Source organism: Bacillus sp. J33, from assembly GCF_000518885.1.
In the GTDB taxonomy this organism is placed as follows: Bacteria; Bacillota; Bacilli; order Bacillales; family Cytobacillaceae; genus Cytobacillus.
Window position 1 is genome coordinate 1 of sequence record NZ_JAEL01000130.1, and the last position, 12,727, is coordinate 12,727.

General features: G+C 39.6%; 13 protein-coding genes. 7 read left to right on the forward strand and 6 right to left on the reverse strand.

The window, feature by feature from the left end; translation table 11 throughout:
• Positions 1-360: 360 nt before the first annotated feature.
• Positions 361-2,520, reverse strand: a complete 2,160-nt coding sequence (locus L634_RS0125960) for a PAS domain S-box protein (protein ID WP_026584936.1) — start codon at positions 2,518-2,520, stop codon at positions 361-363.
• A gap of 363 nt (positions 2,521-2,883) precedes the next feature.
• Between L634_RS0125960 and yhfH the strand changes: the two genes are divergently transcribed.
• The 3 genes from yhfH to L634_RS0125975 all read left to right on the forward strand — a co-directional run bounded on the left by yhfH (position 2,884) and on the right by L634_RS0125975 (position 5,631).
• On the forward strand, positions 2,884-3,018 hold the full coding sequence (yhfH, locus tag L634_RS33085; RefSeq protein WP_009334590.1) for a protein YhfH: 135 nt from the start codon (positions 2,884-2,886) through the stop codon (positions 3,016-3,018).
• A gap of 372 nt (positions 3,019-3,390) precedes the next feature.
• On the forward strand, positions 3,391-5,205 hold the full coding sequence (pepF, locus tag L634_RS0125970; protein WP_026584937.1) for an oligoendopeptidase F: 1,815 nt from the start codon (positions 3,391-3,393) through the stop codon (positions 5,203-5,205).
• Positions 5,206-5,442: 237 nt separating this feature from the next.
• Positions 5,443-5,631 carry a hypothetical protein gene (locus tag L634_RS0125975; RefSeq protein WP_026584938.1) on the forward strand — a complete coding sequence of 63 codons (189 nt, stop codon included), beginning with the start codon at positions 5,443-5,445 and terminating at the stop codon, positions 5,629-5,631.
• Between the two features lie 388 nt (positions 5,632-6,019).
• Here the strand turns inward: L634_RS0125975 and L634_RS0125980 are convergent, their stop codons facing one another.
• Complete coding sequence (locus L634_RS0125980; RefSeq protein WP_026584939.1) at positions 6,020-6,202, reverse strand: cold-inducible protein YdjO-related protein; 183 nt, start codon at positions 6,200-6,202, stop codon at positions 6,020-6,022.
• Between the two features lie 94 nt (positions 6,203-6,296).
• Between L634_RS0125980 and L634_RS34040 the strand changes: the two genes are divergently transcribed.
• Positions 6,297-6,437 (forward strand): hypothetical protein, encoded by a 141-nt coding sequence (locus L634_RS34040; protein WP_198029833.1) that lies wholly within the window; start codon positions 6,297-6,299, stop codon positions 6,435-6,437.
• Positions 6,438-6,466: 29 nt separating this feature from the next.
• Here the strand turns inward: L634_RS34040 and L634_RS0125990 are convergent, their stop codons facing one another.
• Positions 6,467-7,210: a YqjF family protein gene (locus L634_RS0125990; protein ID WP_026584940.1), complete on the reverse strand. Its 744-nt coding sequence runs from the start codon at positions 7,208-7,210 to the stop codon at positions 6,467-6,469.
• Between the two features lie 303 nt (positions 7,211-7,513).
• Between L634_RS0125990 and L634_RS0125995 the strand changes: the two genes are divergently transcribed.
• The gene (locus L634_RS0125995; protein ID WP_026584941.1) at positions 7,514-8,569 is read left to right on the forward strand and encodes a sulfite oxidase; all 1,056 of its coding nucleotides are present in this window, start codon (positions 7,514-7,516) and stop codon (positions 8,567-8,569) included.
• Positions 8,570-8,643: 74 nt separating this feature from the next.
• Entirely contained in the window at positions 8,644-9,675 is a 1,032-nt protein-coding gene (locus tag L634_RS0126000) for a class I SAM-dependent methyltransferase (RefSeq protein WP_026584942.1), read from the forward strand.
• 32 nt (positions 9,676-9,707) lie between these two features.
• On the opposite strand, the gene L634_RS34045 is transcribed toward L634_RS0126000, so the two are convergent.
• The 3 genes from L634_RS34045 to L634_RS33090 form a co-directional block, all read right to left on the reverse strand.
• Positions 9,708-9,869 carry a hypothetical protein gene (locus L634_RS34045; RefSeq protein WP_198029834.1) on the reverse strand — a complete coding sequence of 54 codons (162 nt, stop codon included), beginning with the start codon at positions 9,867-9,869 and terminating at the stop codon, positions 9,708-9,710.
• A 27-nt stretch (positions 9,870-9,896) separates the two neighbouring features.
• Positions 9,897-10,106, reverse strand: coding sequence for a YozQ family protein (locus L634_RS0126010; RefSeq protein WP_026584943.1), 210 nt, complete (start codon positions 10,104-10,106; stop codon positions 9,897-9,899).
• A gap of 445 nt (positions 10,107-10,551) precedes the next feature.
• Entirely contained in the window at positions 10,552-10,653 is a 102-nt protein-coding gene (locus L634_RS33090) for a YjcZ family sporulation protein (protein WP_084029026.1), read from the reverse strand.
• A gap of 541 nt (positions 10,654-11,194) precedes the next feature.
• Between L634_RS33090 and L634_RS0126020 the strand changes: the two genes are divergently transcribed.
• Positions 11,195-12,412: a NupC/NupG family nucleoside CNT transporter gene (locus L634_RS0126020; protein WP_026584944.1), complete on the forward strand. Its 1,218-nt coding sequence runs from the start codon at positions 11,195-11,197 to the stop codon at positions 12,410-12,412.
• Positions 12,413-12,727 lie beyond the last annotated feature (315 nt).

Here is a 12,727-nt window from a genome sequence, read left to right on the forward strand (position 1 = left end):
CACCTGCGGGGTCTCCCGCTGACTCGCTTCTCCCGCAGGACATTGAATAAGCTTCCCCGAATTAACACCTCTTCGTAAGGAAATGCGGTAGCATTTTCGAGGAGCTCGCCCCTTCCGCTCCAATCAACAGGGTGCAAGAATCAATATCAGCATTAATACAACGGATTGGGGTCTTATTTGTGTTGCCCACAATTTGAAAAAGTGGGATGAACTTAGACAGAACAAAGTTAAAATACTGAAAGATTAGTGGAGATATCTCTTCTAATTTTGAATAAATAACCCGAAAAAGAGAAAAAAATGCTTTCAAAACAAAAAACTGACTCAAAAGAGTCGTTTTTCGAAGACCTTTTGAGTCAGCCCCTATGCCGTTTTGGCAGGCAGGATAATATTAAATGTGGTTCCTTTATTTAGTTCGCTTTCTATATAAACTTTCCCGTTATGGCTTTCAATGATCTTAAAGCTAACCATCAGACCGAGTCCATTCCCATTTTGCTTGGTTGTATAGAAAGGTTCGCCAATATTTTTCAGTTTCTCTTCGGGTATTCCTACACCTGTATCTTGAATGGAGATTTGGACTTGGCTGTCCATTATACTTGCCCGGACTGTAATATCCCCTCCGTCAGGCATAGCTTCAATTCCATTTTTAACAAAGTTGAGGAACACTTGTTTTAGCCTGTTTTCATCGCATTCGATTTGAATAATTTCCTGTTCGTATTCGAAATGTATGTTTACATTTCTTTTGCGGGCTTCAAACTCCAGCAAAGAAAGGACGTTTTTTATGACCGGAATGATATTTTTTTCTTCCAGTTCGACTGCCTTTGGCTTGGCAAGGACCATAAAATCTTCTACGATATTATTTACCCTTTCAATCTCATCAAGGATAATGCTTAAGAATTCTTGCCGTTCTTCATTGGTTTCATCCAACTGAAGGAATTCGGTGTAACCTTTCATGGATGTTAAAGGATTGCGTATTTCGTGAGCAACACCTGCAGCCAGCTGCCCAACTGCTGCAAGCTTATCCTGGCGGTGGAGAACCTCCTCCGTTTTCTTGCGTTCAGTTATATCATTTCTAATTGCCAAATATTGATAGGGTCTGCTATTTTCATTTAAGAAAGGAACGATGGTTGTATGAACCCAGTAATAAGTACCGTCCTTTGCCTTATTGCGGATCTCGCCTTTCCAAACATCCCCCTTGCCAATTGTTTTCCATAAGCTCTTGAAGAATTCCTTTGAGTGAAGTCCGGAATTTAAAATTGAGTGGTTTTGGCCGATTAGTTCTTCCCTGCTGTATTTGGATATCTCGCAAAACTTATCATTTACATTTGTAATGATTCCTTTTTCATCTGTAAATGCAATGATGGATGATTGATCAAGGGCAAATTTAATTTCATTTACTTCTTTTAAGGATTCCTTAAGATTTGCTTCGGCCGTTTTTAATGCAGAAATATCTGTTCGGATTGAAACATATTGATAAGGTTTGTTTTTTTTATTAAGAAACGGAACTATCGTGGTCTCCACCCAGTAGTAGCTTCCATCTTTTGCTTTATTCCTGATTTCGCCCCTCCATGTTTTCCCTGAACCAATTGTTTTCCACAGTTCACGGAAAAATTCAGGCGGGTGGTAACCGGAGTTTAAGATGTTATGATTTTTTCCGAGCAGTTCTTCTTCCTCATATTTTGAAATCTCAATAAATTTGTCATTTACATAAGTGATGATTCCCTTAGGGTCTGTAATAGCAACAATTGTTGATTGATCGAGCGCAGCCTGGATATCCTTTAAATGGGTATCGCTTGCCTCTAACCGCTTGCTGATTAATGTACTTGAAGCAATAAGGCCGCTCAGGATAAGAATGGTTGAGAAAAATACCAGATAAATTAGAAATGTTTCAGGTGAAGCTCCTTCACGTTCTATCTCACCGTTAGAATAAAAAGAAGACGATCGAATAAGAAGAAAATAACCTTCAACAATTGCTCCTGTTATGATTAGCGCACTTAAAGGCTTAATCCAGATATGGTTGGAATAAGCGAGATTCTTTGAATAGAATAGCATCCAAAGTGAAAATAAAAATGATAGAAAAATAAGCAATGTTGAAATGAAAAAAATAATAGGATTGAATTGAACATTCATTCCCATCGCATACATTCCTGTAACATGGATGGACAAAACAGCCATAGTTAAAAAGAAGCTTCCAGTTACAAGGTTGTTTGTTTTAGGCAATCGATCAATTATAGTGTTAAAGGCCATGCCTGTAAATGAAATGCCAAACACCATGGATAATATTGTAAGCGGAATATTATATTTGCCTGAAGCGTTTATATTGATTGCAACCATTCCAATAAAGTTCATGATCCAGATGCCAATCCCCATGGAAAATGTCCCGCCAAGAAATAAAAATCTCTGATTTTTGCCAGTGGACTTTTTTAAAGTGAAAAGATCCATTGCTGTATAAGTAGCCATAATGGTTAAAATAATGGCAACAAATATTAAGATAGGATTAAATGATATCAAAATTTCAGTCATTACAGGCTATCAGCCTCCTTAACCTTACCTTTTCAAATTTGATTGTAATTGAAACCTAACGGCCATGGAAGAGGTTAAAGTAAAAATAAATGAAGATGATTGATTCAGGTTTTCGTTCCCTTCCTATTTTGCCCTGTTTTAACTGAATATTTCGCTAAGATAACACCTCATAGCCTGCTGCTGCCTTAATATCCCCCTTTGTCCTATATGGAAGAGACCATACCCTTTTTCCAATTTTGAATAAAGAGAAAAAATTTTAAAAAAATTTAGGTAAAAGACTACACAATTGAATTTAAATAGTATATACTGTACTACAACAGAAAGTAATAAAATAAACTGTATTATAAAAAGGAGGAAAAAATTATGATCAAAAGTCCAGTTGAATTTTTCAGAACTCTTCCCAAAAAGGTATGTCCGGAGTGCGGCCAAACAGTCAAAGAACAGGCTGAATCTTACTTAATGGAATGTGATCGCTGCCTTTCAAAGAAAATGGAATAGAAGAACGAAACGGAAGGATTTATGTCCTTCCGTTTATTTATGGAGAGGAATTTTTGCATCAACACAGAACAACGGCTTTATGAATGTCTTAGGCCGTCCATGTCTCTATCGAAAAACTGTCTTTCATGAACTTACATATGAAGAAAGCTTCATGAAAGTATAATGCCTTCTGAATCTCCTATCAGATCGAGCTAAACAACTCTTCTTTTGATGACTTTTTAGCTGTCTGGATTGTGGGTGCTCTCCACCCTGTTATATTACAGAGTGTATTTTACCATTTAAAAAGTTTAAAAAATGTATAAAATTATAAATTCTTCCTGTATAATTATCAGATAATCCATTATTTAGAGAATCGAAATAGGAGGAATGAATATGGTTCAAACAGCAGTTACCCGTTTAAAACGTTCCGAGGTTCAAGAAGCCCTAACTTGGAAAGTGGAGGATTTGTTTGCAGCAGATGAAGATTGGCAAAAGGAAATGATTAGCATCGATGAGGATCTTGCTCTATTTGATCAGTTTAAAGGCAAACTCCATGAAGGGCCGCAAACTTTCCTTAGCTGCCTTTTGGCACAGGAGAAACTTTCTATTCGCCTGGTTCAGGCAGGTACATACGCGATGCTGCGCCAATCGGAAGATGGGACGAACCCAAACAACCAGGCAAATTCATCTAAGCTTGCTTCACTGAGAGCAAAAGCAGCCTCTGCTCTTTCATTTATAGAGTCTGAGATTTTGGCTTTGCCGGATGGCACGGTTGAAAAATACATAGCTGAAGAAAGTGAATTGGAAGCATTCAAGACCCAGCTTAATGATCTGCTAAATTCAAAAGAGCACAGGCTGTCCCCTGAAACAGAGAAGGCCATTGCGTCTTTAGGGGAGGTTCTTGGCGCTCCATATAATGTTTATCAGGCGGGAAAATTGGCTGATATGCCTTTTGCCTCTTTTAAAGATCGTGAAGGCAATGAGCATCCAAACTCTTTTGCCCTTTATGAGGATCACTACGAGTTTTCACCAGATACAGACATTCGCAGAAATGCGTATTCTTCCTTTGCCGATTCATTGGAAAACTATAAGAATACATTTGCTGCTGCATATTCTGCCGAAGTTAAAAAGCAAGTCGCTTTATCGAAATTAAGAAACTTTAAATCAGTAACCCACATGCTGCTGGATACCCAGCATGTAACAGAAGAAATGTACCATAACCAGCTCGATATTATCCAAACTGAACTGGCGCCGCATATGCGAAGGTTCGCACAGCTAAAGAAAAAGGTCCTTGGATTAGATAAAATGCTTTTCTGCGATTTGAAGGCTCCTTTAGATCCAGGCTTCAATCCTGAGACTACTTATGAAGACGCATCTAAAGTTATATTGGAAGCACTAAAAGTAATGGGTCCCGAGTACTCTGAAATCATGGAAAAAGGTTTAACAGAACGATGGGTCGATCTTGCGGATAATATCGGCAAATCAACAGGGGCATTCTGTTCGAGTCCTTATGGTTCTCACCCATTTATCCTGATTACATGGACAGACACAATGAGGGGAGCATTTGTCCTGGCGCACGAACTTGGACATGCAGGCCATTTCTATTTGGCTAATAAAAATCAGCGAATTATGAATACGCGCCCATCCACCTATTTTGTAGAGGCTCCTTCAACACTCAATGAATTGCTTTTAGGGCAGCACTTAATGGCTGGAACAAATGATAAAAGAATGAAACGCTGGGTAATTCTCCAGCTGCTTGGAACCTATTACCATAATTTTGTTACACATTTACTTGAAGGTGAATATCAGCGAAGGGTTTATAACCTGGCGGAACAAGGCGTACCACTCACTGCAAAGACCCTATCAGACCAAAAGTATGAAACACTCAGTTCTTTCTGGGGAGATTCAATTGAACTGGATAAAAAAGATGGATTAACCTGGATGAGACAGCCGCATTATTATATGGGACTTTACCCATATACCTACTCAGCAGGATTAACTGCTTCTACAGCTGTGGCAGAAAGCATAAAGGAAGAAGGCAAGCCTGCTGTAGACCGCTGGCTGGAAGTGCTAAAAGCTGGCGGAACAAAGAAACCGCTTGAACTTTTAAAAACCGCTGGCATAGACATGTCTAAACCGGATGCCATTCGTAAAGCTGTAAGCTATGTAGGCACATTAGTGGAAGAGCTGGAAAACAGCTGCGAATAACAGAAATATCCCCTTCTATTGTCTGCTGAAGGGGATATTTTTTGTTAATACACATTATAGGACCCTTCCCTCTCCTGATAGCTGATGAAGTGTGGTTCTACTGGATGAGACTGGTTAATGCTAATTTACCCAGATTCAAGGATTAATATGGCTGAATATTGCAGTAGCAGTGAGAGAAAACTTAAAAGAAAGCATAATGAAATTTGAAAATCAATTTGTCCAAAAGGAGTTTTGACGATGAATGGCAAGGATGAAAAATTTTTGACACATGCACCAAAAGAGGAAATGGTAACAGTTGATACGGATGGAAGATTTCCCAATTTAAAAAATGCTGTTGGGGATTCAGTTGATGGACATGAACAGCAGGAAACCGCAAATGCTATAATTGGCGCTAAGGAAATTGGACAGCAAAATGAAAATCTTTAACATTTAATGAGTTAATTTTAGGAGCAAAAATGATGGAAATGATCAATCCCGACAAATAAAAGCCGGAGATGAGGTTTATTCCTCTACTATAATTCTCATGCACACAGCGCAGCTGCCATTTGGCCGGCTGAAATTTTTCCTAATCAAAAGATCCGGTCACAGTAGTCCTATTTCTTAATGAATCGTTCCATTTAATCAAAGGGGACGGTGCCTTTTTCCTCCGAGAAGGATGCAGAACTAGCATTTCGGGAACTATATATGGATGATTCTTAACCAGTTTAAAGCTAATTGGCGGATTAGTATCAGCAATCACCTCCCAGGCTTAACAGAGCCTGCTCAGCAAAAAGACTGTTATCATTCTGACAACAGTCTTTTTCGGAATAAATTACTATTGAATTTGCGGCAATTCCCTCATTTCAGCAGTTGTTTCATCACCGCATAATGGGCATTTTAAATCTGCAGAGGCAAAATCTTTTCTCATCCATCCATTGCAGCTATTGCAGGCATATACTTCTGTGTCCATTAGTACAACTTCCGGCTTGTCGTCCTGGCCTTTTTTATTGAAAAAAATAGGAAACGCCCCCTTTTTTTCTTAGTATGGACAATATTGGCCATATTTATAGAAAAACTTTTTATTATGACGGAATTAAGGATTGGAGGATAAAATGAATATTCCAAAACAAAAGAGGAACCTCACTATTGCAGGAACCGACATTGATGAAGTTAAAAGGCTTAATAGCCAATCGGGTCTTTCATATAATGAAGTAAAGAGGCTGCTTGCAGAAAGCCTTAACAAAAAAGAGTAAATAAAAACGGGTTACTTCCTTTTTAAGGATTAAGTAACCCGTTTTAACGGCCAAAAATATGCATGCTTTTGCGGGGAGTAATGTAATATAGGATCACCTTTGAAGTATTCGCGGGGTAAAAAAGAAGCCATCGAGTTTTGCCGGATATTGCAAGATGCCTCATGCAGCTGCCATTTTGTGTGGTGGATATCACCCCGAAACACTTTATCTCCCTTTGTGACCCATAGGCAATATCTTTCAGTCAGCCATTCATCGAGTGTACCGGATTCTGAATTGTAGGCGGGTGATATCGGCTTATAGGAAGCGAGGAAATTGCCGGTACCGGAATGGCCGCTTTTTCGCATGCTTTCATAGATTACCTTTCCTTCCGAATTGCTTACACTCATTTTCGCATTCATGTAAGGAAGAAAATACAGCATTCTAGCTCCCGTAACGGCCAAGGGATTATTAGCATCCAGACTGAAAAAGTAAACCCCTTTCCTTCCTTCGTATTCTACATAAGTCCTGACATTCAGTTCATCCATCGAATTCATAAAAGGCATTGGCGGCAAACCACGGACTCGCATTTTGCTGATCCAAAAAGGCACAATTCCTATCCAGGCTGTTCCGTTAAACGTATCCAATTTCAATTGGAAAGGGATATGTTTTTCCATTACCTCTGCCGGCACTGGCCAATGTAAAAAAAGGACATCATTCCATACTTGTTCCATCATCCATGGCGAACGCGGAATGGGGAAAGGTCTGTGGCCTGTTATCTTAAGTTCTTCTTTCATTACTCGTTCCGCCTCTCATCATATGTTACTTACGATTATTCCTCAAATAAACTTTTATAAACTAAATAATTCTTAACCATTTGGGAATAATCGCTGCCATGAAATGAATTCGGGTGCAAGTTCCGCAGCTCCCCTTTCATTCTTAGTTGTTGCATTTAAGATGGAGAGACCCCAATATTTAGCCGATGCGCTTTAAGAACGAGGCAACTGTTCATTCTTTTAAGGGAACTATAAATCACATGTGTCCTTCCCGGTTCTATCTTTGAACTTCCAATTATATTTATGAATAGAGGTGATGGGTCAGTGAACGATTTTGTCATTCCCTATTTAAAGACACTTAGTCTTAGTCCAGAGATCCAGGAGACTCCTATTTATTTTTTAGATCATTGGAAAACACCCAAAGATTATTTTTATATAAGAAATCACTTTGCCTATCCCCAATTAAATATTCATCAGTCAGTTTTGGCTATTGGCGGCAATGTGAAAAATCCCCTGAAATTAACTTTAAATGAACTTATTTACCTTCCTTCCAAAACCATTTTGGTTCCACTGGAATGCGCTGGTAATAATAGAGCGAAATTTAAGCCTGAGGTTTATGGAGAGCAATGGGAACAAGGAGCTATCAGTCAGGGGAAATGGAAAGGAGTCCCTTTAAGAGATCTCTTAAAAAAAGCGGAGCTATTAGAGGGAAGTAAAGAAGCGGTGTTTGTAGGCATGGATTTTGGAGAAAGAAAAGATTTCGAAGAGTCTTTTCACTATGGCAGAAGCCTGCCCATTGAAAAAGCTCTTCACGAGGATACAATTGTGGCCTATGAATATAATGGCAAGCCAATACCCTATAAGCATGGGTTTCCGCTTAGACTGATCGTTCCCGGCTGGTATGCCATGGCTTCGGTAAAATGGCTGCAGAATATTTTTATCATTAGACATGAGTTTAATGGCCCCTTTCAAACAAAAGACTATGTTTATTATCCTTATCAAGATAGCGACAAGGATAAAAAGCCCGTCACCGCCATATCAGTTAACAGTACAATCCAGCAGCCGATGAATTATTCCATTCTAGCTGAAGGAAATCACTTGATTTATGGAATTGCATGGACCGGTATTGGAACAATTAAAAAAGTGGAAATTAGTTTTGACCACGGCAATACATGGAAAGAAACATCCCTTAAGTTTAAAGAAGATGAAAAATATGCATGGGTAAAATGGAAGTTTGTATGGAGAGCTGATAAAGGAGACCATTCTATTTTTATTCGGGCAAGTGATACGGAAGGGAATGTCCAGCCTTTAAGGCCTTTCTGGAATAGAAAGGGATATGGATATAATGCTATCCAAAAAATAAAAGTAAAAGTAGAATGAATATCTAATTTAGTTAAAGGTGTTTATCATTCTATACAGAATAATAAACATAATACACGTTCAGGAGGGTTCAAATGCTAGAAGCTGAATCTATTAATGGCCTATCAATGGAAGAAACACAGCTGCTTCCATCCTGCCGAACTGACCTCCGTGAATTCACTGAAAAACAATATAATAAATATGTAAAATTAAACACAGTAAATGATTGGTCTCAGCTAACATGGAAAGATACAGGGAAACCATATGCTGTCACTTCTTATGCCGAAGAGAAGCTGAACTGGGAAAAGGAAAATGGTGAGGCTTTGCCGGCACACACTTCCTGGACGATGTTTAATAAATCCTTCCACGAGTGGTTTGTTAAAGATGTACCTGCAGAAATGGAAAAATCAAAGAAAGAATTTATGAATTCCCTCTTGCGGTTTAAGCCTCTTGAGGCCAAACATGCACTTGTAGACGCATTTCGAATAAGATTATGGAATTATGTGCATCGTATTCAGGATGGAATTTGGGACCCTCGCGGTAAAAGAGCTTTATTTGAAGGGCTTGATGTGCAGGCTCCCCGAATATTATTTTTAGGGGCTGCCGAGGGATATGAAGCTATGCAGCTTTCAGCCATGTATCCAGGCGGTGAAATAGTCATGGTTGATTATGACCCATTTTGTAAAACAACCCGATTCGCAGAATTTCCTGATACCTACCCTTTTCTTGGCGAAAATGCCCAGACGGGCGGAAAACGGATCTATTATAAAGGGGATTTTAACATTGAGTACCTGGTACAGGATATTCGCACCCTCCCATTTGGAAAGGAATTTGATATTGTTATTAGCGTTGGATTACTCGAGCATTTTCCGGATGAATTAAAACCTGAGGTAATCGAATGGCATCGCAAATTCCTAAAGCCATCAGGCCATATCATTATGACAACTCCCAGGGCTCAGCTTAGATCCAAAATCTATTATGAAATCATGTCCGATGTGATGAATCACACCTATAGAGAATTAATGACGGTTGAGCAAATGGGGTTATATATGTATGAGAACGGACTGAATATCAGGCAGCATGGCTATATTAAGGTCCATAACGGCATCATTGCAAAATCCAGGTAAAAAAGGAAGCCGCTTGAGGCTTCCTTTTTAGTTTAATTTCGGTCATCTGATCTCTTGCCTGCCTCCGGCTCACCAGGAGTCTGGTTGCCAGTTGCAGCCTGATACCCTACTCGATAGGAAGAGGACCTTTTTTGCTGTAGTGCTTTTGACATTTTATATTGGCTCATATCATCCTGTGCTTCTTTTGGTGCCATTTTCTGAACCCTCTTTCTTTGATGATGTTATTCGTCATAAGCCTTTCGGGGAATGGAAATATCCACTCCGTTAACATCTTCGATTACGGCATCTGCCTGACCTTCCATATATGTGTCACTTACCTGTTCGTGTGTAGTGGCCAACCCTGATGAAAGCTGATCGTTTCTTTTATAATCTTCTGTCTCATAATATCTTCCAGCAATATTCATGTTTTCCTTGTTTTCCTTCTTATCCATGTAAAGAACCTCCTTTCAAATTAAGAACTACCATTATTTTGGAACATTTTAACGGTTAACATACTACTCCATTTAAATTCGCCTTTTATTAAGGCTCTTTTTCTCATAAATTGTTGTTTTGACTTATAAATTCTGCCCGTTGATTTCAGCACCGGGCATGCAAGAATTCCACGCGAAGAGGGAAGAGAGTCTCCTCGGCTTTGCCAGTGGGGTCCCCCTCTTCCCTCTCTTCGGAGCAGGTTATTGAAAAATAAACACTGTATGAAGGAAATGCGGCTGCATTTTCGATGAGCTCATACCCTCTGCTCCAATCAACAGGGTGATAAAATCAACAATCAGCTTTAACACAGCCAAAAATTAAAAATCTGCCCGCAACCTGGACAGATTTCTTTATCGATGCATTCATTTGAGCATCAATTTAATTAAGCATTTTAAGCCTGGAGTTTTAGTAGGCCCCGCCAACATATGATGCACCAACAATAATTAAAAGAATAAATAGGACAACGATTAACGCAAAACCGCCGCCATAGCCTGTACCTGCACCCATCTTAACACCTCCTGACGTCTAGTGATAGTTTATGAAGGGGATGTTTGTCCCGGATGGGCATTTGCACATTTATTGAAGATTAAGTGAAATAATGTCCAGATTATATAATCTGAGGGCTTTTATTTGCATAACCAATCCTATTAAAAAAACGTGCCGTAAATCAGAATTTAGTTAAGTACTGTGAAGTTAAGCAGCTACCGAAATAGAGATGCGAAACCTGCCATAGCCCGATTTTGTTTATCCCAATGCCTGATGCCGCCATGAAAGGAATTTCCGAAAAGACTGCAATTAATAAGGCTTTTTTTCCCTCATATGGTTGCAGTGCACTACTGCGATTGTGTCGAAAAAATGAAGCCAAGAGTAAAAAAATAATTTGTTATAAAAAAACTCTTTACTGTAAACGGATTCATGTTAAAATGGACATGGAAACAAGTTAGATGTCTGACGTCTACTCACTTACCTCTAAATAAAGAGGTTTATAATTTTGACGTTTCATAAAAACGTTTTCATAACTCTAAATACAACAAAAGAGGTGTCGAACATGAGTTTTATCTGGGGTCTGTTGGGGATTGCCACTGTACTTGGCATTGCCCTTCTTCTCTCATCAAATCGAAAGGCAATCAACTTAAGGACGATTCTTGGCGGTTTGGCCATCCAGTTTGGTTTCGCATTTGCCGTACTAAAATGGGATTTGGGAAAAAAAGCTTTAGAAAAGCTGACTTTAGGTGTAAATAATATCGTAAATTATGCGAATGAGGGGATTAACTTTTTATTCGGAGGATTATTTCAGGAAGGTTCTGGAGTAGGCTTTGTTTTTGCTTTTCAGGTATTAACCACTGTCATATTCTTCTCTTCCCTAATTTCTGTGCTGTATTACACTGGAATCATGCAAATAATTATTAAGGTGATTGGCGGAGGCCTGTCTAAGCTTCTAGGAACGAGCAAAGCGGAATCTATGTCCGCAGCAGCCAATATTTTTGTCGGACAGACAGAAGCTCCATTAATTGTCCGCCCTTTCTTAAATAAAATGACAAGTTCTGAATTGTTTGCTGTTATGACTGGAGGTCTTGCTTCAGTTGCAGGTTCTGTTCTAATTGGTTATTCATTGCTTGGCGTACCGCTTGAATACTTGCTCGCTGCCAGCTTCATGGCTGCACCTGCGGGTCTTGTTCTGGCTAAAATCATGATACCTGAAACAGAGGTTTCTGAAACGACTGACGACATTACAATCGAAAAAGATACTGATTCTGTTAATGTAGTAGACGCTGCTGCACGCGGTGCAAGTGTTGGATTGCAGCTTGCGCTTAATATTGGGGCAATGCTGCTTGCGTTCATTGCTTTAGTTGCACTTATCAATGGAATTATCGGTTTTGCAGGCGGTTTATTTGGGTTTGAAAATCTTACACTTGAAACTATTTTAGGGTTTATTTTCGCCCCTATTGCATTTGCAGTTGGTGTTCCTTGGGCAGAAGCTGTACAAGCTGGGGGGTATATCGGCCAAAAGCTTGTTCTGAATGAGTTTGTGGCTTATTCTTCTTTTGCTCCTGAAATCAGCAGTCTATCTCCGAAGACAGTTGCAGTAATAAGCTTTGCATTATGCGGCTTTGCGAACATTTCTTCAATGGCCATTCTGCTTGGCGGCCTTGGCAATCTCGCTCCAGATCGCAGAAGCGACATTGCGAAACTTGGTATTCGCGCAGTTATTGCTGGTGCGTTGGCATCGCTTTTAAGTGCTGCCATTGCAGGAATGCTAATTTAATAGATAAAGAGGGTGTCCCAAAAGTCTAACTTTCGGGCACCCTCTTTTTTCTTCTATAAAATTGGCCTGTTGATTTCCGCTCCAGGGACTCGCTTTCCGCGGGCGGTCCGGGAGCCTCCTCGGTGCATTCGCACCTGCGGGGTCTCCCGCTGACTCGCTTCTCCCGCAGGAGTCTCGCCCCTTCCGCTCCAATCAACAGGGTGCAAGAATCAATATCAGCATTAATACTAAGACAAAAAAAGAAGAAAATCGTCCTTTTTGGTATAATTAAGTCACCACAACCCACCATACGAGAAAGGAACGATTTTCTTATGT

Coding starts and splice junctions, on each gene's coding strand:
- L634_RS0125960 (WP_026584936.1), bottom strand. CDS start 2,520: ATGACTGAAATTTTGATATCATTTAATCCTATCTTAATATTTGTTGCC.
- yhfH (WP_009334590.1), top strand. CDS start 2,884: ATGATCAAAAGTCCAGTTGAATTTTTCAGAACTCTTCCCAAAAAGGTA.
- pepF (WP_026584937.1), top strand. CDS start 3,391: ATGGTTCAAACAGCAGTTACCCGTTTAAAACGTTCCGAGGTTCAAGAA.
- L634_RS0125975 (WP_026584938.1), top strand. CDS start 5,443: ATGAATGGCAAGGATGAAAAATTTTTGACACATGCACCAAAAGAGGAA.
- L634_RS34040 (WP_198029833.1), top strand. CDS start 6,297: ATGAATATTCCAAAACAAAAGAGGAACCTCACTATTGCAGGAACCGAC.
- L634_RS0125990 (WP_026584940.1), bottom strand. CDS start 7,210: ATGAAAGAAGAACTTAAGATAACAGGCCACAGACCTTTCCCCATTCCG.
- L634_RS0126000 (WP_026584942.1), top strand. CDS start 8,644: ATGCTAGAAGCTGAATCTATTAATGGCCTATCAATGGAAGAAACACAG.
- L634_RS34045 (WP_198029834.1), bottom strand. CDS start 9,869: ATGGCACCAAAAGAAGCACAGGATGATATGAGCCAATATAAAATGTCA.
- L634_RS0126010 (WP_026584943.1), bottom strand. CDS start 10,106: ATGGATAAGAAGGAAAACAAGGAAAACATGAATATTGCTGGAAGATAT.
- L634_RS33090 (WP_084029026.1), bottom strand. CDS start 10,653: ATGGGTGCAGGTACAGGCTATGGCGGCGGTTTTGCGTTAATCGTTGTC.
- L634_RS0126020 (WP_026584944.1), top strand. CDS start 11,195: ATGAGTTTTATCTGGGGTCTGTTGGGGATTGCCACTGTACTTGGCATT.